The following is a 24,477-nucleotide window of genomic DNA, read 5'->3' on the forward strand; positions in this document are numbered from 1 at the left end:
ATGCCCCTCGCTGCCGAAGGGCCGTTGACGTGTGCCGCCGACACCTTATTTCGGCCAATTGACGGGAATGGCACTGCGCTGCCGGAGCACCGGCGCGCACCGGTCCCCGCAGACCACGAGCCCGGGGCCAACGGCCCCGGGCTCACGGCCCGTTCACTCCCGGACCGCCCTGCGCGGACGGTCCGGGATCTCACCGCATGAGACGCGTCACAGCGACGGGTAGAGCGGGAACTTGTCCGCGAGCGCGGTGACCCGGGCCTTGAGGGCGTCGGTGTCGTAGCTGGGCTTGAGGGCCTCGGCGATGATGTCGGCGACCTCGCGGAAGTCCTCGGCCTGGAAGCCGCGGGTGGCCAGGGCCGGGGTGCCGATGCGCAGGCCGGAGGTGACCATCGGCGGGCGGGGGTCGTTCGGGATGGCGTTGCGGTTGACGGTGATGCCGACCTCGTGGAGGCGGTCCTCGGCCTGCTGTCCGTCCAGCTCGGAGTCGCGCAGGTCGACCAGGACGAGGTGGACGTCGGTGCCGCCGGACAGGACCGAGACGCCGTGCTGCCTGACGTCGTCCTGCACGAGGCGCTCGGCCAGGATGCGGGCGCCGTCCAGGGTGCGCTGCTGGCGCTCCTTGAAGTCCTCGGAGGCGGCGACCTTGAAGGAGACCGCCTTGGCCGCGATGACGTGCTCCAGCGGGCCGCCCTGCTGGCCCGGGAAGACCGCCGAGTTGATCTTCTTGGCGAGCTCCTGGGTGGAGAGGATCACACCGCCGCGGGGGCCGCCGAGGGTCTTGTGCGTGGTGGTGGTGACCACGTGGGCGTGCGGCACGGGGGAGGGGTGCAGACCCGCCGCCACCAGGCCGGCGAAGTGCGCCATGTCGACCATGAGGTAGGCGCCGACCTCGTCCGCGATGCGGCGGAAGGCGGCGAAGTCGAGCTGGCGCGGGTAGGCGGACCAGCCGGCCACGATCAGCTTGGGGCGGTGCTCCTTGGCGAGGCGCTCGACCTCCTCCATGTCGACGAGGTTGGTCTTCTCGTCGACGTGGTAGGGCACCACGTTGTAGAGCTTGCCGCTGAAGTTGATCTTCATGCCGTGGGTCAGGTGCCCGCCGTGGGCGAGGTTGAGACCCAGGATGGTGTCGCCCGGCTTGATCAGCGCGAACATGGCCGCGGCGTTGGCCTGCGCGCCCGAGTGCGGCTGGACGTTGGCGGCCTCGGCGCCGAAGAGGGCCTTGATGCGGTCGATGGCGATCTGCTCGACGACGTCGACGTGCTCGCAGCCGCCGTAGTAGCGGCGGCCGGGGTAGCCCTCGGCGTACTTGTTGGTGAGGACGGAGCCCTGGGCCTCCATGACGGCGACGGGGGCGAAGTTCTCCGACGCGATCATTTCGAGGGTGGACTGCTGGCGGTGGAGCTCGGCGTCGACGGCGGCGGCGACGTCGGGGTCGAGCTCATGGAGGGAGCTGTTGAGAAGCGACATGAGTCTTCCTGGGGAGTCAGGGGCGCGAGGGGGTCCCCCGGGACGGAATCCGGGGGAGCTTCCCCGCGGGCGGTGGCGGGTCGGAGGTCCCCCGTCCGGGCGAGGCCGGAAGCGGGGGAGAGCCGGGGCTCAGCTCTGGATGAAGGCGGCGTACTCGTCGGCCGAGAGCAGTTCGCCCGGCTCGCCGCTGATCTTCACCTTGAACAGCCAACCACCCTCGAACGGGGCGGAGTTCACCAGCGAGGGGTCATTGACGACATCCTCGTTGATCTCGGTGATCTCACCGTCGACGGGCGAGTAGAGATCGCTGACCGACTTCGTCGACTCCAGCTCGCCGCAGGTCTCGCCCGCCGCGACCGTGGAGCCGACCTCAGGGAGCTGCACGAAGACGACGTCGCCGAGCGCGTTGGCCGCGTGCTCGGTGATGCCGACCGTCGAGGCGCCGTCCTCGGCGCCCGACAGCCACTCGTGCTCCTTGCTGTAGCGCAGCTGCTGGGGGTTGCTCATGGCTCGATTCTCCTGTACGCGAGGGTGTGATCGTGAATGGGGTCTTGCGCAGTGAGACGCGCGGGCGCGCGCCGCCGCCGTGTCTGCCGCGGGGGAACCGCTACTTCTGCCGCTTGTAGAACGGCAGAGCGGTGACCTCGTACGGCTCATGGCTTCCACGGATGTCCACGCAGACACCCTCGGTGCCCGGTGTGGCGTAGGCCGCGTCGACATAGGCGATGGCGATCGGCTTGCCGAGCGTGGGGGACGGGGCCCCGGAGGTGACCTCGCCGATGACCGTGCCGTCGGCCGTGACGACCGGGTATCCGGCACGCGGCACCCGGCGGCCCTGGGCGACCAGACCGACCAGCTTGCGCGGCGGCCGGGTCTCGGCCCGCTCGGCGGCCGCGGTCAGGGCCTCACGGCCCACGAAGTCCCCGTTGTTGGTGGTCTTCTCGAACTTCACGACCCGGCCCAGGCCCGCGTCGAACGGCGTGGTCGCGGTGGTGAGCTCATGCCCGTAGAGCGGCATGCCCGCCTCCAGGCGCAGGGTGTCGCGGCAGGAGAGCCCGCAGGGCACCAGACCGGCGTCCTTGCCCGCCTCGGTCAGGGCCTCCCAGAGGGCGACCGCGTCCGCCGGCCGGACGAACAGCTCGAAGCCGTCCTCACCGGTGTAGCCGGTACGGGCGATCAGCGCCTGCACACCGGCGACCGTGCCGGGCAGCCCGGCGTAGTACTTGAGACCGTCCAGATCGGCGTCCGTCAGCGTCTTGAGGATGGCGGGGGACTCCGGGCCCTGCACCGCGAGCAGTGCGTAGGCGTCCCGGTCGTCGCGGATCGCGGCGTCGAAGCCGCCCGCCCGCGCGGTCAGCGCGTCCAGCACCACCTGGGCGTTGGAGGCGTTGGCGACGACCATGTACTCCTGGTCGGCGAGGCGGTAGACGATCAGGTCGTCGAGGATGCCGCCCTCGGCCTCACAGATCATGGTGTAGCGGGCGCGGCCCGTCTTGACGCCGCCGATGTTGCCGACCAGCGCGTAGTCGAGGAGGTCGGCGGCCTGCGGGCCGGTGACGGTGATCTCGCCCATGTGGGAGAGGTCGAAGAGGCCGGCGCGGGTACGGACGGCGACATGCTCGTCGCGCTCGCTGCTGTAGCGCAGCGGCATGTCCCAGCCGGCGAAGTCGGTCATGGTCGCGCCGAGCGCGCGGTGGGTGGCATCCAGCGCGGTGCGACGGGGGGCATCAGTCATGGTTCTGGGCTCCCAGGCAGGGGTGACAAGACGTTCTCCCCATCTGTCATCGGAACCTGAGAGGTTCACCGGGATCCCGCGAACGGACCCGGTTTGCACCTTGGGTGGAGCCGCCCCGTAGGCCGGGCAGTGGCTCGCTTTTCAGATCTGCCTCGCCCGCGCGGTATAGGGGCCTGAGAGATTCAAGGGAGGACTTGCTCCTTCGGCGCCCCGCCATGGCGGCCGGGGACTCTCCCGCACGGGTTCAAGCGGCCGGTATGCAGTTGGCGGTGCACGGATGAGCTCCGATGTGCACGTGGCGGCCACATCATTGCACGGGATCGCCGGAAAAGGAGCCCCCACCGCCGCCCCGCCCACGACGTGGGCAGATCGGACAATCGCCTTGATGGGCATTACCTTTTCTTGACACTCTGCGGGTAGGGGACGGACTCGAACCGGACCAGAACGGACGGGGAGGGCGATCACGGTGCACAGCGAAGCGGCATTCGGGGCGACTTCAGGGGTCGTGCCCCCGGACGCCGTGCGGTCGGCGCCGTCCGCCGCCATGTCCCGGGCCGGCCGTGCGCCGCGGCCCGTCATCCGGCCGGGGCGCCGCACCGAGGTCGTGGACCTGCGGAGCGACGGCCGGCCGCCGGACGCCGCCGAGCTGCGGTTTCCGGCCGGTGACCTGGTCGTGGTCTCCGGGCTGCCGGGCAGCGGCAAGAGCACCCTCATGCACCGTGTCGTACCGCCCCTGGACGGGCACGGCGCCGCGGTGCACCGCATCGATTCCCAGGACGTCCGCGAGCGCTGGGAGCGCGGCAGACTGCACCGGCTGCCGTACGGCCTCTACCGCCCGCTGGTCCGGGCCGCCCACTATCTGGCCCTGGGCCGTGCGCTGCGCTCCGGCGACAGCGTGGTGGTGCACGACTGCGGGACGCTGGCGTGGGTGCGCCGCTGGATCGCGCGCTCGGCGCTGCGCGGCGGCCGCGGGGCGCATCTGGTGCTGCTCGATGTGGCACCCGAGGTGGCGCTTTCCGGCCAGGAGTCACGGGGCCGCGGGGTGTCGGGGTACGCCTTCGCACGGCACCGCAGGGCGGTGGGCCGGCTGGTCGGCGCCGCGGAGTCGGCCCGGCTGCCGAAGGGCTTCTGCTCGGCCGTCCTCCTCGACCGGCGGGCGGCGAGCGCCCTGGAGACGGTCAGCTTCCACTGAGGGCTGTCCCGTGTGTTGCCGGGCACGCCCCCGCACACCGCACCGCGCGCCTTCTCGTTTAGGGTCTTTGGCCAGATGGCGCGGTTTGGAACGGGTGGGTGCACATGACATTTCCGGAGCAGGGGATACCGCAGCTGGCGTGGCCGGCGAACGAGCTCGAAGAGGTGCTGTCCGCGTCGGTCGGGCACCCGGGTGCCGGCGGCCGGATCGTCGAGATCCTCGGCCGCAGCTGGCTGTGGGTGCCGCTGCCCAGCGGCGGCGGCCCGGAGAGCGCGGGCTTCGGCGCCCGCGGCCTCGATCTGCCCACCGTCGAGCTCGACGGCGCGCCCTATGTCCCGGTCTACAGCTCCGAGCAGGAGTTCCTGCGGGTGGTCGGCTCGCACATGTCGTTCACCGTGGCCCCGGCCCGGGAGTTCGCCCGCGGACTGCCGCCGCAGATCGGCATCGCGGTCAACCCCGACGGGACGGTCGGCGTCCCGCTGCCGCCGCCCGCGGTGGCCGAACTGTGCCGGGAGCGGCATCACGGACATCAGGAGTTCGACGGGCTGCCGAGCGGCGGCCGGGTGCGGCTCTTCGAACCGGACTGGCAGGACGAGCCGGTGGACTTCCTGGCCTCCGCCGGGCTGGAGTTCTCCGGCGCCGGAATTGTCCTGACTGCCCGGCGTGCCCTGGCCAGCGTCGAGGGCGACACGCCCGCACTGTTCGTCGGTGTTCAGGTCGCGGCGGATCCCACGGCGCTGCAGGACGGCACCGCGCGCGAGAGGGTACTGTCAGCCCTCGGACGTGCGCTCGGCGCAGTACCGCTGCCCTGGCCCGTACAGCTCGTCATGCTCGACCTCGCCCAGGGTGACCCGGTCGCCGACTGGATGCTGGAGCGTGTGCGCCCCTTCTACTCTCGGGACCACTCGTAGGGCAAGCCCTAAGCTGGTTGGATGACAGGCGGGCGCACCCACACGTGCCCTGCTGAGAGAAGGGACGGACCACGTGAGCGCGGGTGCGCATCAGGGGCCGGCGGCGGCCGGACAGCTGGAGCAGCTGCTGCAGCAGGTCTCGCCAGGCCGTTACGACGCCTATGAGGCACTGCTGCACGCGCTCGCCGCGGGCCAGGTCTGGATGCTGCTCTGGCACGGCCGGGCCGGTATGCCCGATGCGCAGTACGGAAACATGGAGGTCGAGGGCCTCGGCTATGCGCCGTGTGTGACCTCGGCGCCCGAGCTCGCCGCCTCCGGCTGGAACCGCGACCACGAGGTCGTCACCGGCACCGAGATCGCCGCCGCGCTCTTCCCCGACCGCTGGGGCCTGTGGCTGAATCCGCATGCTCCCGGTGGCGGCGTCGGCATCCCCTGGCTGGACCTGCGCCGTATCGCCGGCGGCCTCGACCGGCTGCCCGCCGGGCCGCTGCGGATCTCGGAACCGGTCATCGACATCCCGCAGTTCTACGCGCTCCTCGCCCAGAACGCCCATCGCACGCCCGCCGTACGGTCGCTGCGCCGGGCCTGGGTCCAGCCCGCGCTCGGTGCCCCATATCTGGCGATCGGTCTGGATCTGTACGACACCGGCCAACAAGCGGTGGATTCGGTGCGGTTGATGATCCAGCAGTCGATCGGCGCGGTTCCGGACGGTCTGCCCGTCTCCACGGTCGCGATGAACGACGAGTACGACCCGGTCGGCATGTGGATGCGGGCCTCCACGCGCCCCTTCTTCGACCGTGACGGCTATGTCCAGCCGCAGGCTCCCGCGCCCTCCTACGGCTACGGCTACCCGCGTCCCTACTGACGCCTGACGGTGCCGCTCCGCCGTCGGTGCCTGGGGTGAATTCGCCCCAGGCGCCCCGCAGTTGAGCCCCTTTCCCGTGGGTATGCACTCCGCTCAGCCCGAACTCTTGTCCGTATAACGGAATGCCGCGGATCACATCACAGTTACGCATCCTTTCCCCTTCAGGGCTGGTGACTGATCGCGAATCGGATGAAGACTCCCGCAACACAGGGTCTCGGCCCTTTGTCCGAGCGTCATCCCGGAACGGCGTCGCGCGCACCTTCTCGAAATTCCATATACGCGAACTTCCGCGATGCCTGCAGGACTTGCACCAGTGATGTGAATCAGGCCGCTACCGCGGCGTCGCATGGGCCGGCCACCGTCGGCCGAGAGGGGTCAAAGGCACCGTGACCGCACCGATCGAGACCACCGGAGCAGCTGCTGAGGCGCAGCCGGAAGCGGTGCTGAAAGGCGTGGAAGGAAAGCGGATCGAGGGGCGCTCGCTCGGTCAGATCGCCTGGCTGCGCTTTCGGCGGGACAAGGTCGCGGTGGCCGGTGCCATCGTTGTCATCCTGCTCATCGCCATCGCCGCCCTCTCCCGCCCCCTCCAGTCACTGCTGGGGCTGGACCCCAACAGCCCCAACCAGTCGCTGATCGACCCCAACACCACGCTCCCCAAGGGCGACTTCGGCGGCATGAGCGGGGACCACCCCCTGGGTGTGGACCCGAAGTTCGGCCGCGATCTGCTCGCCCGGATCCTGGAGGGCTCCTGGGTGTCGCTGATCGTGGCGTTCGGCGCGACCCTGCTGTCGGTCGCCATCGGCACCGTCCTCGGTGTGGTCGCCGGCTTCTACCGCGGGCGGGTGGACGCCTTCATCAGCCGGATGATGGATGTCTTCCTGGCCTTCCCGCTGCTGCTGTTCGCCATCGCGATCTCTGCCTCGCTGCAGGGCGGCGCCTTCGGTCTGGAGGGTCTGCCGCTGCACATCTCGGTGCTGATCTTCGTGATCGGCTTCTTCAACTGGCCGTACATGGGGCGGATCGTGCGCGCGCAGACGCTGTCGCTGCGCGAGCGGGAATTCGTGGACGCCGCCCGCGGCATGGGAGCGCGCGGGCCGTTCATCCTCTTCCGGGAGCTGCTGCCCAACCTGGTGGGTCCGATCATCGTCTACTCGACGCTGCTGATCCCCTCCAACATCCTCTTCGAGGCGGCGCTGAGCTTCCTGGGCGTCGGTATCCAACCGCCTCAGGCGTCCTGGGGCGGCATGCTCAACCAGGCGGTCAAGTACTACGAGGTCGACCCTCAATACATGATCGTTCCCGGCCTCGCGATCTTCGTCACCGTGCTGGCGTTCAACCTGCTCGGTGACGGTCTGAGGGACGCGCTGGACCCGCGCAGCCGCTGACGGCCGTGCCTGGCACCCGCTCAGAAGTCTCACCCGCGTTTTTCGCAGTTCTGAAGTTTCGACGCATCGAGTAACGCCGTTGCTCGACGAACGAAGGGGACACCGACCATCATGCGAAGGTCAGTTCCGGTCGCGGCTGTCGCGGCCATCACCAGTGCGGGCCTTTTGCTGGCCGGCTGCAGCGGGGGCAAGGGCTCCTCGGAAGGCTCGGGCGAGGCGAACGCCGCCACCAAGGGCATCGTCAACGCCTCGGACGAGAAGGGCGGCACGGTCACCTACGCGATCAGTGACGCCCCCGAGTCGTTCGACCCGGGCAACACGTACTACGCCTTCATCTACAACTTCAGCCGGCTCTACGCGCGCCCGCTCACCACCTTCAAGCCGGGCCCCGGCACCAAGGGCAACGAGCTGGTCCCGGACCTCGCCGAGTCGATGGGCAAGCCCAGCGACGGCGGCAAGACCTGGACGTACAAGATCCGCAAGGGCGTCAAGTACGACGACGGCTCCGAGGTCACCTCGCAGGACGTCAAGTACGCCGTCGAGCGGAGCAACTTCGCGCGTGACACCCTCTCGCTGGGCCCGAACTACTTCCAGCAGTTCCTCAAGGACAACGAGGGCGGCTACAAGGGCCCCTACAAGGACAAGAGCAAGGCCGGTCTGAAGTCCATCGAGACCCCGGACGAGCAGACGGTCGTCTTCCACCTGAAGAAGCCGTTCGCCGAGTTCGACTACCTGGTGAGCGCCCCGCAGACCGCTCCGGTCCCGCAGGCCAAGGACAAGGGCGCCGACTACACCAAGTCCGTGCTGTCCACCGGCTCGTACAAGTTCGAGAGCTACCAGGAGGGCAAGAAGCTCACCCTGGTCCGCAACCCGCAGTGGTCGGCGAAGACCGACCCGCTGCGCAAGCAGCTGCCGGACAAGATCGTCCTGAACCTGAAGGTCGCCCAGTCGACGATCGACAAGGACCTCAAGTCCGGCAACACCCTGGTGGACCTGGCCGGCCGTGGTGTCGACGGGCAGACGCAGGCCCAGCTCCTGACCGACCCCAAGGAGAAGGCCAACACCGACAACACGCTCGGTCAGCGGCTCGTCTACACGGCGCTCAACACCAAGGTGAAGCCGTTCGACAACATCGAGTGCCGCAAGGCCGTCGAGTACGCCATCGACAAGAAGGCCGTACAGACCTCGCTCGGCGGCCCGATACGCGGTGAGCTGGCCTCCACGGTCCTGCCGACCGACATCGACGGCTACCAGAAGTACGACCTGTACCCGCAGAAGTACGACGGCGACAAGCTGGATCTGACCGAGGCCAAGAAGCACTGGGACAAGTGCGGCGCCGGCAAGACCACGACCACGATCCTGGCCCGCAACGACCGCCAGGACGAGGTCGACGCGGCCACCACGGTCATCGACTCGCTCAAGAAGATCGGTGTCACCGCCAAGATCCAGTCCTACCCGACCAGCAAGTACTTCTCGGACTACGCCGGTGTGCCGAAGTTCAACAAGAAGAACAACGTCGGTCTGATCATGATGCAGTGGGGCTCGGACTTCCCGACCGGCTACGGCTACCTCCAGCAGATCCTCAACGGCAAGGCGATCAGCCAGTCCGGTAACACCAACCTGTCGGAGCTGGACGACCCGGAGATCAACAAGCTGCTCGAAAACGCCATCGCCAACACCGACAAGGCGGCCCGCGAGAAGGCGTACGCCGAGATCGACAAGAAGACGATGGAGCAGGCGGCGATCGTTCCGCTCACCTACTTCAAGGTCCTGATGTACCGCTCGCCCAAGGCCACCAACCTGGTGTCCACCTCGGCCTTCAGCGGTCAGTACGACTACCTCAACATCGGCGTCAAGAAGTAGCAGCCCTGGAAGGCAGGTGAAGGCATTGGTGTCCGCGGGCCGGTTCCGGCCGGTCCGCGGCGCCGACGCCGCATCCCCGTGTTCTCGTACATCATCCGCAGGTTGATCAGCGCAGTGGTGCTGCTGCTGATCGTCAGCGCGGTCACCTTCGGCATCTTCTTCCTGCTGCCGAAGCTGGCCGGGCAGAGCACCGACCAGCTTGCCCAGCAGTACATCGGAAAGGCCCCCACGCCCGCGGACATCGCCGCGGTGAAGAAGAACCTCGGCCTGGACAAGCCCGTGTACGAGCAGTACTGGGACTTCCTCAAGGGCATTTTCGTCGGCGTCGACTACAAATTCGGTCCGGAAGCGGCCAAGTGCCATGTGCCGTGCTTCGGTTACTCCTTCAAGACGCATATCGAGGTCTGGCCGGAGATCCAGTCCCGGCTCCCGGTGACCCTCTCGCTGGCCGCCGGCGCGGCCGTGCTGTGGGTCGTCTCCGGTGTCGCCACCGGCGTGCTCTCCGCGCTGCGCCCCGGCTCGCTCTTCGACCGGATGGCGATGGGCGTCGCACTGGCCGGTGTCTCCCTCCCCATGTTCTTCACCGGCGCCCTGGCGCTGGCCCTGTTCACCTACCAGTGGCCGATCTTCGAACGCAGCGACTACGTACCGCTGCTGGAGGATCCGTTCCTGTGGGCCCGGACCCTGGTCCTGCCCTGGGTCACCCTGTCCTTCCTCTACTCCGCGCTCTACGCCCGGCTCACCCGGGCGGGCATGCTGGAGACGCTGAGCGAGGACTACATCCGTACGGCCCGCGCCAAGGGCCTGCGCGAGCGCAAGGTGGTCGTCCGGCACGGTCTGCGTGCCGCGCTCACCCCGATCATCACGGTCTTCGGCATGGACCTGGGCCTGCTGCTCGGTGGTGCGCTGATCACCGAACAGGTCTTCTCCCTCCAGGGAGTCGGTGCCTTCGCGGTCCAGTCGATCACCGCCAACGACCTGCCGAACATCCTCGGCGTCACCTTGCTCGCCGCGTTCTTCATCGTCATGTGCAATCTGGTGGTGGACGTTCTGTACGCCGCCGTCGACCCGCGGGTGAGGCTCTCGTGACCGACTCCTCCGAGGACAAGACCGAGACCGCGGTGGCCGAACCCGCCGCGGCCACCGCAAAGGAAGCACCGCAGACGGCGGCCTTCCTCCAGGTGCGTGATCTGAAGGTGCACTTCCGCACCGACGACGGGCTGGTGAAGTCCGTCGACGGCCTGAACTTCAGCCTGGAGAAGGGCAAGACGCTCGGCATCGTCGGCGAGTCCGGCTCGGGCAAGTCCGTCACCTCGCTCGCCGTGATGGGTCTGCACCGCGCCTCCCGCCAGCAGCGCAGCAAGGTCGACATGTCCGGCGAGATCTGGCTGGACGGCAAGGAGCTGGTCTCCGCCGATCCGGACGAGGTACGCCGGCTGCGCGGCCGCGAGATGGCGATGATCTTCCAGGACCCGCTGTCCGCGCTGCACCCCTTCTACTCGGTCGGCAACCAGATCATGGAGGCCTACCGCGTCCACAACGACGTGGACAAGAAGACCGCGCGCAAGCGGGCCGTCGAGATGCTCGACCGGGTCGGCATCCCGCAGCCCGACAAGCGGGTCGACGACCATCCGCACCAGTTCTCCGGCGGTATGCGCCAGCGCGCCATGATCGCGATGGCGCTGGTCAACAACCCCGAGCTGCTGATCGCGGACGAGCCGACCACCGCACTGGACGTCACCGTCCAGGCGCAGATCCTGGACCTGATCCGCGATCTGCAGAAGGAGTTCGGCTCGGCGGTCATCATCATCACCCACGACCTCGGGGTGGTCGCCGAGCTCGCCGACGACCTGCTGGTGATGTACGGCGGACGGTGTGTCGAGCGCGGCCCGGCCGAGAAGGTCTTCTACGAGCCGCAGCACCCCTACACCTGGGGTCTGCTCGGGTCCATGCCGCGCATCGACCGTGAGCAGACGGACCGGCTGATCCCGGTCAAGGGCTCCCCGCCCAGCCTGATCAACGTCCCGTCCGGCTGTGCCTTCAACCCCCGCTGCCCGTATGCGGACGTGCCGAAGGACAACCTCACCCGTACGGTCCGCCCCGAGCTGCGCGAGGCAGGCGGCGGGCACTCCTCCGCCTGCCATATGTCGCAGGAGGAGCGGGAGCGTATCTGGACCGAAGAGATTGCGCCGAAGCTGTGACCGAGACGACTGACGACCAGAACAAGAAGATCCCGCTCCAGAAGGGGGCGGAGGCCTCCGCCGACGCCCCCTCCGACGACGGGCCGCTGCTCAAGGTCCGCGGTCTGGTCCGGCACTTCCCGATCACCAAGGGCCTGCTCAAACGGCAGGTCGGCGCGGTGCAGGCGGTCGACGGCATCGACTTCGACGTACGGCCGGGGGAGACGCTCGGCGTCGTCGGCGAGTCCGGCTGCGGCAAGTCGACGATGGGCCGGCTGATCACCCGGCTCGACGAGCCGACCGGCGGCTCCATCGAGTTCCAGGGCCAGGACATCACCCATCTGTCCCAGGGCCGGCTGCGGCCGATGCGCCGCGACGTGCAGATGATCTTCCAGGACCCGTACGGTTCGCTGAACCCGCGGCACACCATCGGCGGGATCGTCTCCACCCCCTTCCGCCTCCAGGGCGTCGAGCCCGAGGGCGGGGTGAAGAAGGAGGTGCAGCGGCTGCTGGAGCTGGTGGGCCTGAGCCCGGAGCACTACAACCGCTATCCGCACGAGTTCTCCGGCGGCCAGCGGCAGCGCATCGGCATCGCCCGTGCGCTGGCGCTCAAGCCCAAGCTGGTGGTCGCCGACGAGCCGGTCTCCGCGCTGGACGTGTCGATCCAGGCCCAGGTCGTCAACCTCATGGACGACCTCCAGGAGGAGCTGGGCCTGACGTACGTCATCATCGCCCATGACCTCTCGGTCATCCGGCATGTGTCGGACCGGATCGCGGTGATGTACCTCGGCAAGATCGTGGAGTTGGCCGACCGCAAGGCGCTCTACGAGACACCCATGCACCCGTACACCAAGGCGCTGCTGTCCGCCGTACCGGTGCCCGATCCCAAGCGGCGCACCCAGCGCGACCGGATCCTGCTCAAGGGCGATGTGCCCTCGCCGATCAACCCGCCGTCCGGCTGCCGGTTCCGTACCCGCTGCTGGAAGGCGACCGAGGTGTGCGCCACCACCGAGCCGCCGCTGGTCGCGCTGCGGACCGGCCATCAGGTGGCCTGCCACCACCCCGAGAACGCGCCCGACCAGGCCCCGGCCGCCGCCACGGCGTCCGGCGGCCCGGCCGGCAAGGCGCCAACCGGTAAGTAACACCGAGGAATTGGCAAAGTCCCGGACGTAGCGGGACGGGAGGGTGCAGAGTCGGCGCGGTTGTTCCCCATCCGCTCGTGTGTCCGAAAGGACGGCTCATGGCACTCTCCCGTTCTGCGCGTCGCACCTCCCGCTGGCTCGCCCTGGCCACCGCCGTGGCCTCGGCCGCCACCCTCGCCGCCGCCCCCGGCGCTTCCCCCGGTGCCCCCGGCGTCGGTGACTCCTACTTCCCCGGGCTGGGCAACGGCGGCTTCGACGCCCTGCACTACGACCTCGGGGTCAGCTACCACCCCGGCAGCGGCCGGCTCGACGGCCGGACGAAGCTCACCGCCCGCGCCACCCAGAACCTCTCCGCCTTCGACCTCGACCTGCAGAAGCTGACGGTCGACACGGTCCGGGTGAACGGCCGGCGGGCCCACTTCGGCAGATCCGGCGACGAGATAACCGTCCGCCCCGACTTCCCGCTGCGCCGCGGCAAGAAGTTCACCGTCACCGTCGCCTACCACGGTGTCCCCAAGCCGCTGAGCGGCCCGATCGTCTTCGGCTCCGACTACGGCTGGATGAAGACCAAGGACGGCGTCTTCGTCGCCTGCGAGCCCAACGCCGCCTCGACCTGGTTCCCCTCCAGCGACCACCCGGACGACAAGGCGACCTACGACATCCGCATCGACGCCCCCAAGGGGCTGACCGGTGTCTCCAACGGCCGGCTGATCAGCTCCGGGGAGGCACACGGCCGCGCGTACGCCCACTGGCGCGAGAACCGTCCGATGGCGACCTATCTCGCCACCGCCACCATCGGGAAGTTCGACGTCCGTACGGGCACCACGCCCGGCGGCACGCCCATCTACGTCGCCACCGACCCCACCCTGCCCACCGGCAAGGTCGACGTCTACGGCATCACCGCGGAGGCCACCGACTACTGGTCGAAGGTCTTCGGCCCGTACCCCTTCGAGGTGACCGGGGCGATCGTCGACGACATGCCGCAGGCCGGCTTCTCGCTGGAGGTGCAGTCCAAGCCGGTCTACTCGGCCGTGCGCAGCGAGTCGACCATCGTCCACGAGCTGGCGCACCAGTGGTTCGGCGACTCGGTCTCCGTGAAGCGGTGGAAGAACATCTGGCTCAACGAGGGCTTCGCCACCTACGCGCAGTGGCTGTGGGCCGAGCACCGCGGCACCCGCAGCGCCCGTGACACCCTCCGCCAGCAGTACGCCGACATCCCGGCCGGCAACGACTTCTGGAAGGTGAAGATCGCCGATCCGCAGCGGGACACCATGTTCGCCGGGGCGGTCTACGTCCGGGGCGCGATGACGCTCCAGGTGCTGCGGGAGCGGATCGGCGACAAGGCGTTCTTCGAGCTGCTGCCGGCCTGGACCGCCCGCCACCGCTACGGCAACGCGGAGACCTCCCAGTTCATCGCGCTCGCCGAGAAGATCTCCGGGCAGCAGCTGGACGACCTCTTCGACGCCTGGCTGAAGACGGACAGCAGGCCGGCGCTGCCGCAGTAGGCCCCGGCCCCCGGTCAGTCGGCGTCGGGCCGTCCGCCCCGGGGGCGCAGCTGCTGCGGCCGCGGCAGATGCAGCCCGAGGTAGACGGCCCCCATCCGCAGGCCGAACACCACCCCCGCCGAGATCGCCGCGGCGGGGGTGGGTGCGGTGCCGAGGTGGTGCAGCAGCAGATAGCAGCAGCCGCCGGCTAGCGCGGCGATGGCGTAGACGTCCTCGCGCAGCAGCAGCGGGGGGAACTCCCCGCACAGCACATCGCGGATGACCTCACCGGCGACTCCGGTCAGCACCGCCAGGATGATCACGGCGAGCGGGGTGGCGTCCGCGTCGATCGCGGCGCGGGCGCCGATCACCGTGACGACGGACAGCCCGATCGCGTCGACCACCAGCAGCGATTTGTGCGGCAGCTGCCAGAACCGCAGATAGGCCATGGTGCCGACGCCGACACAGATGATCACGGTCAGCAGCACCCAGTCGTGCGTCCAGTACAGCGGCTGCCGGTTGAGGATGAGATCGCGCAGCGTGCCGCCGGAGATGGACGCGGCGAAGGCGAGCACCAGGCCGCCGAAGGGGTCCATGTTGGCGCGGTAGGCGGCCAGCACCCCGCTCGCCGCGAAGGCCGCGACGCCGGCCAGGTAGAGGACGTGAAGCATGGCGCTCATCATCGCAGGCCCGGAAGGAACGGTTCCGTTCGAGGCCGTCAAAACTGACACTACCGGTCGGTAACTATCCGGTGTAGCGTGCAACCCATGGCTCTGGTGACCCACGGCAACAGCGAGTTCGACCGCGATACGGCGGTCACCCGCCGCGCCCCCGGCGTGTACGACGCCCACCTCTCCGCCGGCTGGACGATCATCCAGGCGGTCAACGGCGGCTACCTCCTCGCCCTCATGGGCCGCGCCCTGGGCGACGCCCTCCCGCACCCCGACCCGATGTCGGTCACCGCGCACTATCTGACGGCCTCGGTCCCGGGCCCCGCGGTGATCCGCACCGAAGTGGTCCGCACCGGCCGCACGATGTCGACCGGCACCGCCAGCCTCATCCAGTTCGCGGAGGACGGCAGCGAGGTCGAGCGGCTGCGGGTGCTCGCCGCGTACGGCGACCTCGGCGCGCTGCCCGACGATGTGCGGACCACCGCCAAACCTCCGGCCATCCCGCCGTACGAGCACTGCCTGGGCACGGACAGCTCTCCCGGCGGCCGCCCCGCGATCCCCGGCAGCACCGCCATCGCCGAGCGGCTCGCGCTCCGCCTGGACCCGGCGACCGCGGGCTGGGCCGTCGGCGCCCCCTCCGGCAAGGGCGAGATGCGCGCCTGGTTCGGCCTCGCCGACGGCCGCGAACCCGACCCGCTCTCCCTCTTGCTGACGGTCGACGCGCTACCGCCCACCGCCTTCGAGATGGGCCTGTCCGGCTGGGTCCCCACCGTCGAACTGACCGCCCACATCCGCCACCGCCCGGCCCCCGGCCCGCTGCGGGTCGCCATCACCACCCGTAACCTCGCGGGCGGCTTCCTGGAGGAGGACGCTGAGGTCTGGGACTCCGAGGACCGACTCGTCGCCCAGTCACGGCAGTTGGCGCGCGCGGTCCTGCAGGGGTAACGGGTCGCCCCGGATGCCGCTTCCGTCTCCTTTTCGCAGGTGACTCCGGGTACGGAGACGGAAAATGGGCGGCAAAAGTGCGGGCGGTGGCACTGCGGAACGTGTCAGACTGAGCGGCATGGGGGACGTGGCTCTCAGAATTGATGATGCGACCGTCGTGTGGCTGCGGGCCGAAGACCCGGCCGCCACCCGCCGGCCGGACACGCACGAACAGTCCGGCGCACAGCCGCCGTCCGGCGGCGGCCGACGGCAGCAGTCCGACACCGACGGCGAGTTGGAGCTGCCCGAGGAGTTCGGCTCCGCCCAGCCGGTCAGCGTGGACAGCCGGATGAGCCGGGCGCTGACCCGCGGCGGGGCGGCCCTCGAAGAGGCCCTGCGGCCGCTCGGCGGCGTCCTCGGCCAGATCCATCGCTCGATCTCCAGCGGCAGCCACCGCCCCGACGAGGTCACCGTGGAGTTCGGCGTCACCCTCGGCTCCGATCTGAGCCTCGGGGTGTTCTCCGGCAAGGGAGACGCGAGCTTCAAGGTCTCGGCCACCTGGAATCTCGGCAGCGGCACGGGGGAGCCCGGCGGGACGGCCCCGTGATCGCAGGCGCAGGCCCGGACACCCCGCTCCAGCAGTCCTTCGCCTCCGTACGCCATGGCGACCACGCCATCGGCGCCGGGGTGCTGGTCGCCGACCGCCTCGTCCTGACCTGCGCCCATGTCGTCAACAGCGCACTGGGCAGGGACCGTTTCGCCCAGGACACCCCCGGGCCCGGCGACACCGTCACCCTCCGGCTGCCCCACGTCGCGGCCGGCCATGACCTGACCGCACGGGTCTTACGGGAGATGTGGGTGCCGCCGCGGGCCACGGCGGCCGGGAGCGCCCCGGTCGAGCCCGGACGGGTGCCCTACCACGGCGATCTCGCCGTCCTGGAGCTGACCGGCGCCGCCCCCGAGGGCGCCGAACCGGCTCCGTTCCTCCAGCACAGCTACGCCAACGAGACCATCGCTTTATGGGCGAGCGGCAATCCGCTGCCCACGGTGCGGGCCGTGCCCCGGGTCTCGGCGCCGCCCTGGATCGCCCTGGACGTGCTCGGCGGCGCCCAGGTCACCGAGGGCTTCAGCGGCGGGCCGCTGTGGGACCGCGAGCGGCAGGCCGTGGTCGGCCTGGTCGCGGCCGTGCACCGCGCCCCCGAAGGGGCCGCACCCGGGAGCCGGCCGACGACGATGTACGCCATCAGCGTCCCGGCCATCGAGGCCGAACTCCCCACGCTCCCGCCCTCGGCGGTGCCCACCGCCCGGCGCGGGGTCCAGCAGCTGCTCACCGCGCTGGAGCGCGTACTGAAGGGCCGCGAGGCGGTCCTGGCCTGCGAGGAGCGGCTCGCCGCCCGGCTCGGCCGGCCCTCGGCGGGCCCGGCGGCCGACCTGGAACGGCTGGCCGGCCTGGCGGTGAGCGTCCGCCGCGGCATCCCCGAACTCCTCGACCTGGTACGGGACCACGAGCCGCCGGCCGCCGACCCCTACGACCCGCACCCCCGGCCCGGCCTCTACGGGGCCCGTGAGGACTGGGAGCGGCTGCGCCGCGCCGCCCGTACGGTCCGCCCCGGCGAGTACCTGACCACCCGCCAGCGCCGCGACCTCTCCGGCCTGTTGGCGCACTGCACCCGTACGGACCCCCGCACCCTCCTGGAACGCGTCCTGCCGCACGCCCCGGAGCTGCCCGCCGTCACCGGCCTGGCCGACGCGATGGACGCCCTGGAGGGCTTCAGCTCCACCACCGGGGCGCCGGTGCCCCCGCTGCTGCAGGGCGTGGTGCGGATCAGCGTCGAGGAGCGCGCGGCCGGTGCGTATCCGGCCGAGGACCTCGACGCCTGGGTCGAACGGATCGCCGCCCGGTCGGGGGTCGACGAGGCGGCGGTCAGCCAGTTCCGCGCCGATGTCACGGCCGCCGCGGCCCCGGTCCGCACCCCGGCGGCCGGCCCGCCGGCCACCGGAACACCGGCCACCGCCCCCCGCGTCCAGGTGGAGCTGCTGCCCACCCCGACCGGCCGCCGCTTCACGTACCAGATCTGGACCTTCGCCGACCGTCAGCCGCACCGGCTCGCGCTGGTCCGCGATGCCGAGGCGGGCAGCGAGCAGGTGGTCGACGACATCCGCCGGGTGCTGCGCACCGAGGTCCGGGAGGACCCGGAGACCGCCCTGGTCGAGTACTTCCTGCCGTCCGCCTGGCTCGGTCTGGACGTCGACTCCTGGGAGTCGCCCGACAGCGACGAGGACGGGCCGTTCGCGCCCGGGATCACCCGGCGGGTCGTGGTGCGCACCACCGAGCGCTCCCGGGAGAGCTACGCCGGCTGGAAACAGCGCACCGCCGCCCTGCCGCACGCCAAACGCCTGGTCCTCGACCACCGGCACACCGACCGCAAGGTGGCCCGCGCCCAACTGGAGGTGCACCGCGACGCCGGTACGGTCATCGTGTGCTGCGAACCGGACCACCACGGAACGCTGTTGCGCCAGTGCGTCCAGGCAGGCGTCCACACCGTGCTGTGGCACCGCGCCGAACACGGCGCACACATCGCCCAGGACCTGCTGGCCCTGGTCGACGGCACCGACCACGCCGAGGTACCCGAGGTGGTGCGCCTGGAGCGGGCCAAGGCGATGGCCGAGCCGGAGAGCGTGGTCCACCACGGCCGCCGGCTGTCCCTGCTCTACGACGCGCCCGACCATCGGCCCCCACAACTCGCCCCGGACGCCTGGGTGCTGACCCAGCCCTGAGTACCGGAGCGTGGACGCAGTAATGAACGAGGAGAACGTGCGGTGACCGGACAGAGCGCAGCAGGCGCACATGACGACCCGGGGGCGGAGCCGGAGGACTGGTGGGTGTTCCGCGGGCCCGCCCCGCTGCCCGCCCCGCCGCCCTGGCGCCACCTGCCCTCCGGCCGCGGGACGGCGCCCCGCGCCCCGTACCTCCTGGAGCGCAACGAGATCTCCGTCGTCAACGCCGCCCTGCATCTGCACCGTCCGCTGCTGGTCACCGGCCGCCCCGGCGCCGGCAAGAGCTCGCTGGCGCGCGCCGTCGCCGAGGAGCTCGGGCTCGGTGACGTACTGCGCTGGTCGGTCAACAGCCGCTCCACGCTCCAGGACGCCCTCTACCGCTACGACGCCGTGGGCCGCCTCCGGGAGGCCTCACTGCGCCGTGAGCGCGAGGTCCCGCACGGCTCCGCGCGCCGCCCCCGGGCACGGCGCGCCACCGCGGCCGGCGACATCGGGCAGTACCTGCGCCTCGGCCCGCTCGGCAGCGCGCTGGCGGCCGACCGCCCCCGCGTCCTGCTCGTCGACGAACTCGACAAGGCCGATATCGATCTGCCCAACGACCTGCTGGTCGTGCTGGAGGAGGGCGAGTTCGAGATCCCGGAGCTGGCCCGGCTGCCCGAGCACCAACAGGAGGTCCAGGTCTTGCTGAGCGGAAGCCGGGAGCGGGTCGCGGTCCACCGCGGAGTGGTCCGCTGCACCCACTTCCCGGTCGTCATCATGACCAGCAACGGCGAACGCGACTTCCCGCCCGCCTTCCTGCGCCGCTGCGTACGGCTGGATCTGCCGGAGCCGACCGGCGACCGGCTGCGGAAGATCATCGAACACAACCTGGGCGAGCACGCGGTCGCCGCGGCGGAGGACCTCATCGAGGTCTTCCACCAGCGCGCGAAGACCCAGACACTGGCCACCGACCAGCTGTTGGCCGCGGTCCATCTGCGCATCAGCGGCGCCGACCTCACCAAGGAAGAACTCCTCGCCGCCGTGCTGCACCGCCTCGACGAGTCCATGTCGCCATGATCGACCGACTGCGACAGGCGATGTCGGCCGCAGGCTACGACCTCGGGGCCACGGAACTCCTCGATGTGCTGTGGCTGTCGAGGGCGATGGAGGGACGTACGGCGGCCGAGGCGCCGGGGGAGTCGGGGGAGTCGGGGGAGCGTGTGGGTGGGACGGGGAGTGGGAGCGGTGCCGGGGCCGACGGGGCCGGGGTGCCGGAGGAGTCGCGGGGGGAAGGTGTTGCCGAGGACGGCGGTTCGTCCGACGGGCGGGCCGGGGCCGGGGCGGTGGATGCGGCCGATACGGTCGCCGATCGAGCAGGCTCCGAGGGCCCTGGCGAGTCCTCGGATCACGCCGACCCGGCCCGTAGTCCTGGCGATCGCAGCGACCTCGCCGACCACACCGATCGCACCGACCCCACCCCCACCGCCGGACCCGGCGGCACGGCCGCGCCCGGCGACGAGCCTTCGTCCGGGCCCTGCGACCCGCTGACGCCCGCCGTCCCGCCCCGTCGCGCGCTGTACGCCATGGGGAGCCAGGGCGGTGAGCCGGGCGCGGACCGGGCCCGGACCGCGCGGGTCCCCGGCGGGCGAGCGCTGCCCGACGCCCAGCAACTGGGCCGGGCGCTGCGCCCGTTGCGCAGGTCCCGGGACCACCCGCACCGCACCGTCACCGATATCGAGGCCACCGTCCGCCTCGCCGCCGAGACCGGTTTCCTCGATGTCGTCTCCCGCCCGGACCAGGAGCGGCGCTGGTCGGCCGTGCTGCTCGTGGACTGCTCACCGTCCATGCAGGTCTGGGGGCCGCTCGCGGCCGAGCTGCGCGCGCTGCTCGCCCGGAGCACGGTCTTCCGCTCCGTCCGCATCCTTCCGGTCGACCCCCAGGACCCGAGCGGCCCGGCGGGGCGCCGGCGGTCCGCGGGCGCGGCGGTGACCTTTCTGCTGACCGACGGTACGAGCCCGGGCTGGCGCAGCCCTCAGGCCGTACGCGCCCTGGCTGCCTGGGGCCGCGGCGGCCCGCTGGCCGTACTGAACCCGCTGCCCCGGCGGCTGTGGCGCGGCACCGCCCTGGACGCACGGCCCCGGCTCCTCGCCGCACCGGGCGAGTTCGACCCCCTCGGACGGCTCATCGTCTGCGATGGGCTGAGCGGTGAGCGCGATCCGGAGGCGGACGGCCTCCTCGCGCTGCCCGTGCTGCATCCGACCGCCTCCGCGCTGGAGCAGTGGGCCGGGCTGCTCACCCGCCCCGGCGTGCCGCATCTGATCGAAACGGTGCTGCTGGACGAGGCGCCCCCCGCGTCGGCGCGGCCTGCCGCACCACACGGCACGGCCGAGGAGCTGCTGGCCCACTTCCGGGGGGCGTTCTCCCCCGAGGCCTACCGTCTCGCCGTCCGCCTCTCCGCCATCCGTCCCCTGACCACACCCCTGATGCAGCTGGTACGGGCCGCCACGATGCGGGACGCCGGGCCCACCCATGTCGCGGAGATCCTGCTCGGCGGCCTGCTGGAGCGCACCGACCAGGCACGGGGCGCGGCCGCCGCCCACATCCTGGACCGTGCCCTGGGCGCGCCGCCACCGGGCCAACTCACCCAGCCCGTCTACGACTTCCGGCCCGGCGTACGGGAGCTGCTGTTCAGCGGGCTCGGCGCCGAACAGGCCGTGGAGGTCGTCGAGGCGGTCGGCCGGTCCCTGGAGCCGTACATGGGACGGCTTCCGGACTTCCCGGTCCTGATGGGGGACGAGGAAGGGGAGCTGCGGCTCCAGGCGTCGGCGCGGGCCTTCGCGGTGCTGGCCAGTCCGGTGCTGGAGCGGATGGGCGGTGTGGTGCCGGAGCAGACGGACCACACGGTGCCCCCGCAGCGCCGCCCCACGCCCCCGCCCCCGCCGTCACCGCGCTTCGGCGTCCTCGGTCCGGTGCGGGCCTGGCGCGGTGCGACACCGCTCGAACTGGGCGGCCCGGAGGAACGGGCGCTGCTGGCCGCCCTGTTGCTGCGGCCGGGACACTCCGCGAGCGCCAGCGAGCTGCTGCCCGACCTCTGGGGCGACCGGCCGCCGCGTGGCGCACTCTCCTCGCTGTACGCCTGCGCCACCCGGCTGAACACGGCGCTCGGCGCCGACGCCGGGGCGACCACCGGCGGCGCGGACCTCCTGGTCAGGGAGCAGGACGGGGGCTATGCCCTGCGCCGTCCCGACGGCAGCGCGCCCGTCCTCGACGTCGATCTCGACCGGGCCGAGCAGCTGGTCGACCGGGCCCGCCGCGCCGTGGAGCCGGCCGTGGCCCGCCGACTGCGCGACGAGGCACTGGCGTTGTGGGACGGCGAACCGCTCGCCGGGCTGCCGGGGCCCTTCGCCGCGGACTGGCGGACCCGGCTGGCACGCTGGCGCAGCGATCTCCTGGACGAGAACTACCGCCCCCTTGCCGAGGAGCCCGCGCCCGATCCGGCCGGGCCCCGGGCCGACGCGGTGGCCCTGCCGCCGGCGCCGGAGCCGTTCGCCGGGCGGAGCGGGCCGCTCTCCCGGCTGGCCGCCGGACTGACGGGCGGCACGAGCGACGCCCCGGCCTGCCGTTTCGTCCACGGGCCGGCCGGGGCCGGCAAGACGGCCCTCGCGCTGCGGGTCGCGCACGAGGTCGCGGAGCACTTCCCGGACGGACAGCTGTTCCTGGATCTGCGCGGCAGCGCCGACGAGGCGGGGGAGCGGGTGACGGCGACCGGTGCCCTCGAAGCGCTGCTGCGTGCGCTGGGCGTGCCGGCCGGCCACATCCCCCTGTGGCGCGACGGCCGGGCGGCCCTCTACCGCTCGCTGCTGGCCGAACGCCGCGTCCTCATCGTGCTGGACGACGCACCTGACGCCGATGCGTCCGCCGCGTCCGAGGCGGCGGCCCTGGCCCTGGCCCCCCTGCTCCCCGGTCACACGGGCAAGCCCGGAGGCCGGGGCGGCGCCGTCCTGCTCACCGGCCGTGGGTGCCCGCCGCTTCCCCCGCCCGCCGAAGCCGTCGAGCTGGCCGGACTGACCCCCGCCGAGGCGCAGGAGCTGTTCACCGACCCCGGCCCCCCGACGCTCCGGTGGCTCGATGCGCAACTCTCCGAGCAGGCACGACGGGCCTTCCGCCTGCTCGCCGTCACGGACCCCGCCGAGGTCTCGTCCGAGGCCTTCTCGTCCGCCGCCTTCTCGTCCGGCGCCGCGGCCGCACTGCTCGATGCCACGGCACAGCGGACCCGCGCCCTGCTGGACGAGCTGCTGGCCGTCGGCGCGCTCCGTAAAGCGGGCTCCGGTCGCTACCGCTATACGGGCCAACTGCGGCGCCTCGCCTCCCGGTCCGCCGCTCACGAGCTGTCCGAGGCGGCGCGCGACGAGGCCCTGACCCGGCTGCTGACCTGGTATCTCGCCCTGGGCCGGCAGGTGCACGCCCTCCGGTGCCCGGGCGACCGGATGCTCCATGACCTCGCCCGCGCCCCCTCCGCCGGCCCCCTGCCCACCACGAAGGACCGGGCCAAGGCCCTGGCCGTCTGGGCCGAGGAGACCCCTGGGCTGCTCGCACTCGTCCGCCGGACCGCGCTCCGCACACCGGGGATCGTCCGCCAGGCCGCAGACCTCCTTCTGCTCGCCCAGGTGACGGCGGATTCCGGGGCGCTCTCCGCCGCCTACGAGCCGGCCGCCCGGACGGTGGCGGCGCGGGCGGCCCGGGACGGCGACGCACGGGCGGAAGGCCGGGCCCGGGTCGCGCTCGCCGAGGCGTACCTCACGCTGGGCAAGTGCGCCGAGGCCGAGCCCGAGGCGCGGCGCGCGGAGCAGCTGGCCGGCCGCTGCGGCGACCCTCTGACGCGCTTTCGCGCACCGTATGCGCGCGGCATCGTCGCCCTCCAACAGGGGCGGCACGACACCGCGGAGCGGCATCTGGTCGCGGCATGGCAGCAGTGCACCGAGCGCGACGAACTCGGCGAGGCTGCCGCACTCGGCGCACTGGCCCGGCTCTGGGCGGCGACCGGCAACAGCAACGAAGCTGTGCTGTTCGCCGAGCGGAGCGTAGCCCTCCACCACCGCGTCGGCCGCGGCTCCCCGCGCCTCGCGCACGGCCGGTACGCCCTGGCCGAAGCATTGTCGGCGGCCGGCCGGCCCGCCGAGGCGCTCCGTGAACTCTTGCAGGCTCTGCCCCTCTTCGAGGAGGACCGACAGCGGCTCTGGGCAGGGCGTACCCGCTGCCGGATGGCCGAGGCGATGGTCGCCCTGATCCGTCCCGGCGAGGCGGTGACCGCCGCCGAGGACGCGGCGAAACGACTGCTGGTGCCGGGCGGCGAGCGGTGGCGCGCCGACGCGCTGACCGCCCTGGGCCACGCCGAGACCGCCCTGGGCCGCAAACAGGGCGCCCAGGCGCACTGGCGCGAAGCACTCGCCGTCCACGAGGCGTTCGGCGCCCCGGAGGCCCGCACCCTCCGCGCGCTGCTACGGGACAAGACGGGAACGCCGACGACCGGCCCCCGCCGGCCCGGCCCCTCCCGCACCGCGGACACCGCACGCACCGGCACCGCCCTGCGCGACCTGACCGCCGCCGTCCGCACCCTGACCGACCAACTACGCCTCCAGCCGGCCGACGAGGAACCCGGCCAGGACCTCTCCGGCCGACCCACCCCCCTCCCCGCCCTCGACACCCTTGAGGCCGAACTCACCACCACACTGGCCGACTTCACCCCCACGACCCACCTCCCCCGCCCCGACCTCCACCGCCTCCGCACCTCCCTGGAATCCCTCACCTCCCCCGAGGCCCTGCCGACACCCTCGTCACCCGCCATCACCGAGGCCGCCACAGCGGTCCGCGAACTCGCACGGCGCATCGATCCGTAGGAGG

Annotated in this window: 18 protein-coding genes and 2 riboswitches; of the genes, 14 read left to right on the top strand and 4 right to left on the bottom strand. The window is 71.6% G+C overall.

The annotated features are described in order from the left end of the window. Positions 1–207: 207 nt before the first annotated feature. From glyA to gcvT, 3 genes are all read right to left on the bottom strand, one after another. Positions 208–1,467 carry a serine hydroxymethyltransferase gene (gene glyA, locus NUT86_RS28535; RefSeq protein ID WP_018087287.1) on the bottom strand — a complete coding sequence of 420 codons (1,260 nt, stop codon included), beginning with the start codon at positions 1,465–1,467 and terminating at the stop codon, positions 208–210. 129 nt (positions 1,468–1,596) lie between these two features. Next, the gene (gene gcvH, locus NUT86_RS28540; protein WP_018087286.1) at positions 1,597–1,974 is read right to left on the bottom strand and encodes a glycine cleavage system protein GcvH; all 378 of its coding nucleotides are present in this window, start codon (positions 1,972–1,974) and stop codon (positions 1,597–1,599) included. Between the two features lie 100 nt (positions 1,975–2,074). Next, positions 2,075–3,202 (bottom strand): glycine cleavage system aminomethyltransferase GcvT, encoded by a 1,128-nt coding sequence (gene gcvT / locus NUT86_RS28545; RefSeq protein WP_274738261.1) that lies wholly within the window; start codon positions 3,200–3,202, stop codon positions 2,075–2,077. Between the two features lie 33 nt (positions 3,203–3,235). Further along, positions 3,236–3,353: riboswitch (glycine riboswitch) on the bottom strand. After that, positions 3,354–3,449, bottom strand: a riboswitch (glycine riboswitch). Positions 3,450–3,668: 219 nt separating this feature from the next. Here gcvT and NUT86_RS28550 point away from each other — a divergent pair. From NUT86_RS28550 to NUT86_RS28590, 9 genes are all read left to right on the top strand, one after another. Continuing rightward, positions 3,669–4,394 (top strand): AAA family ATPase, encoded by a 726-nt coding sequence (locus NUT86_RS28550; RefSeq protein ID WP_373303721.1) that lies wholly within the window; start codon positions 3,669–3,671, stop codon positions 4,392–4,394. Between the two features lie 104 nt (positions 4,395–4,498). Further along, positions 4,499–5,305, top strand: coding sequence for an enhanced serine sensitivity protein SseB (locus NUT86_RS28555; protein ID WP_274738263.1), 807 nt, complete (start codon positions 4,499–4,501; stop codon positions 5,303–5,305). A 73-nt stretch (positions 5,306–5,378) separates the two neighbouring features. Continuing rightward, complete coding sequence (locus NUT86_RS28560; RefSeq protein ID WP_018087282.1) at positions 5,379–6,170, top strand: enhanced serine sensitivity protein SseB C-terminal domain-containing protein; 792 nt, start codon at positions 5,379–5,381, stop codon at positions 6,168–6,170. 386 nt (positions 6,171–6,556) lie between these two features. Further along, positions 6,557–7,555, top strand: coding sequence for an ABC transporter permease (locus NUT86_RS28565; protein ID WP_026169221.1), 999 nt, complete (start codon positions 6,557–6,559; stop codon positions 7,553–7,555). Positions 7,556–7,666: 111 nt separating this feature from the next. After that, on the top strand, positions 7,667–9,418 hold the full coding sequence (locus NUT86_RS28570) for an ABC transporter substrate-binding protein (RefSeq protein ID WP_026169220.1): 1,752 nt from the start codon (positions 7,667–7,669) through the stop codon (positions 9,416–9,418). A gap of 78 nt (positions 9,419–9,496) precedes the next feature. Then, positions 9,497–10,507 carry an ABC transporter permease gene (locus NUT86_RS28575; protein WP_026169219.1) on the top strand — a complete coding sequence of 337 codons (1,011 nt, stop codon included), beginning with the start codon at positions 9,497–9,499 and terminating at the stop codon, positions 10,505–10,507. Next, the gene (locus tag NUT86_RS28580; protein WP_159486057.1) at positions 10,504–11,619 is read left to right on the top strand and encodes an ABC transporter ATP-binding protein; all 1,116 of its coding nucleotides are present in this window, start codon (positions 10,504–10,506) and stop codon (positions 11,617–11,619) included. The genes NUT86_RS28575 and NUT86_RS28580 overlap by 4 nt, the downstream gene beginning before the upstream one ends. Beyond that, the gene (locus tag NUT86_RS28585) at positions 11,616–12,740 is read left to right on the top strand and encodes an ABC transporter ATP-binding protein (RefSeq protein ID WP_446750786.1); all 1,125 of its coding nucleotides are present in this window, start codon (positions 11,616–11,618) and stop codon (positions 12,738–12,740) included. Before NUT86_RS28580 ends, NUT86_RS28585 begins: the two co-directional genes overlap by 4 nt. Before the next feature lie 98 nt (positions 12,741–12,838). After that, the gene (locus NUT86_RS28590; RefSeq protein WP_159486053.1) at positions 12,839–14,245 is read left to right on the top strand and encodes a M1 family metallopeptidase; all 1,407 of its coding nucleotides are present in this window, start codon (positions 12,839–12,841) and stop codon (positions 14,243–14,245) included. A 14-nt stretch (positions 14,246–14,259) separates the two neighbouring features. Here the strand turns inward: NUT86_RS28590 and NUT86_RS28595 are convergent, their stop codons facing one another. Further along, positions 14,260–14,895: a trimeric intracellular cation channel family protein gene (locus tag NUT86_RS28595; protein ID WP_229837965.1), complete on the bottom strand. Its 636-nt coding sequence runs from the start codon at positions 14,893–14,895 to the stop codon at positions 14,260–14,262. 96 nt (positions 14,896–14,991) lie between these two features. Here NUT86_RS28595 and NUT86_RS28600 point away from each other — a divergent pair, with 96 nt between their 5' ends. The 5 genes from NUT86_RS28600 (at position 14,992) to NUT86_RS28620 (ending at position 24,473) form a co-directional block, all read left to right on the top strand. Continuing rightward, positions 14,992–15,840 carry a thioesterase family protein gene (locus NUT86_RS28600; protein WP_018087274.1) on the top strand — a complete coding sequence of 283 codons (849 nt, stop codon included), beginning with the start codon at positions 14,992–14,994 and terminating at the stop codon, positions 15,838–15,840. Positions 15,841–15,958: 118 nt separating this feature from the next. After that, entirely contained in the window at positions 15,959–16,426 is a 468-nt protein-coding gene (locus NUT86_RS28605; RefSeq protein WP_109892698.1) for a CU044_2847 family protein, read from the top strand. Beyond that, positions 16,423–18,597 (top strand): VMAP-C domain-containing protein, encoded by a 2,175-nt coding sequence (locus tag NUT86_RS28610; RefSeq protein ID WP_018087272.1) that lies wholly within the window; start codon positions 16,423–16,425, stop codon positions 18,595–18,597. Before NUT86_RS28605 ends, NUT86_RS28610 begins: the two co-directional genes overlap by 4 nt. 42 nt (positions 18,598–18,639) lie before the next feature. Continuing rightward, positions 18,640–19,653, top strand: a complete 1,014-nt coding sequence (locus tag NUT86_RS28615) for an AAA family ATPase (RefSeq protein ID WP_018087271.1) — start codon at positions 18,640–18,642, stop codon at positions 19,651–19,653. Further along, a complete protein-coding gene (locus NUT86_RS28620; protein WP_274738270.1) occupies positions 19,650–24,473 on the top strand; it encodes an SAV_2336 N-terminal domain-related protein in 4,824 nt (1,607 codons plus the stop codon). The genes NUT86_RS28615 and NUT86_RS28620 overlap by 4 nt, the downstream gene beginning before the upstream one ends. Positions 24,474–24,477 lie beyond the last annotated feature (4 nt).

Source organism: Streptomyces sp. G7(2002) (assembly GCF_028870195.1).
Taxonomy (GTDB): domain Bacteria; phylum Actinomycetota; class Actinomycetes; order Streptomycetales; family Streptomycetaceae; genus Streptomyces; species Streptomyces nigrescens.

What these genes read in the sequence shown, in the direction of transcription:
- glyA (WP_018087287.1), bottom strand. Translation starts at nt 1,467, where the DNA reads ATGTCGCTTCTCAACAGCTCCCTCCATGAGCTCGACCCCGACGTCGCC.
- gcvH (WP_018087286.1), bottom strand. Translation starts at nt 1,974, where the DNA reads ATGAGCAACCCCCAGCAGCTGCGCTACAGCAAGGAGCACGAGTGGCTG.
- gcvT (WP_274738261.1), bottom strand. Translation starts at nt 3,202, where the DNA reads ATGACTGATGCCCCCCGTCGCACCGCGCTGGATGCCACCCACCGCGCG.
- NUT86_RS28555 (WP_274738263.1), top strand. Translation starts at nt 4,499, where the DNA reads ATGACATTTCCGGAGCAGGGGATACCGCAGCTGGCGTGGCCGGCGAAC.
- NUT86_RS28570 (WP_026169220.1), top strand. Translation starts at nt 7,667, where the DNA reads ATGCGAAGGTCAGTTCCGGTCGCGGCTGTCGCGGCCATCACCAGTGCG.
- NUT86_RS28590 (WP_159486053.1), top strand. Translation starts at nt 12,839, where the DNA reads ATGGCACTCTCCCGTTCTGCGCGTCGCACCTCCCGCTGGCTCGCCCTG.
- NUT86_RS28595 (WP_229837965.1), bottom strand. Translation starts at nt 14,895, where the DNA reads ATGCTTCACGTCCTCTACCTGGCCGGCGTCGCGGCCTTCGCGGCGAGC.
- NUT86_RS28600 (WP_018087274.1), top strand. Translation starts at nt 14,992, where the DNA reads ATGGCTCTGGTGACCCACGGCAACAGCGAGTTCGACCGCGATACGGCG.
- NUT86_RS28605 (WP_109892698.1), top strand. Translation starts at nt 15,959, where the DNA reads ATGGGGGACGTGGCTCTCAGAATTGATGATGCGACCGTCGTGTGGCTG.
- NUT86_RS28620 (WP_274738270.1), top strand. Translation starts at nt 19,650, where the DNA reads ATGATCGACCGACTGCGACAGGCGATGTCGGCCGCAGGCTACGACCTC.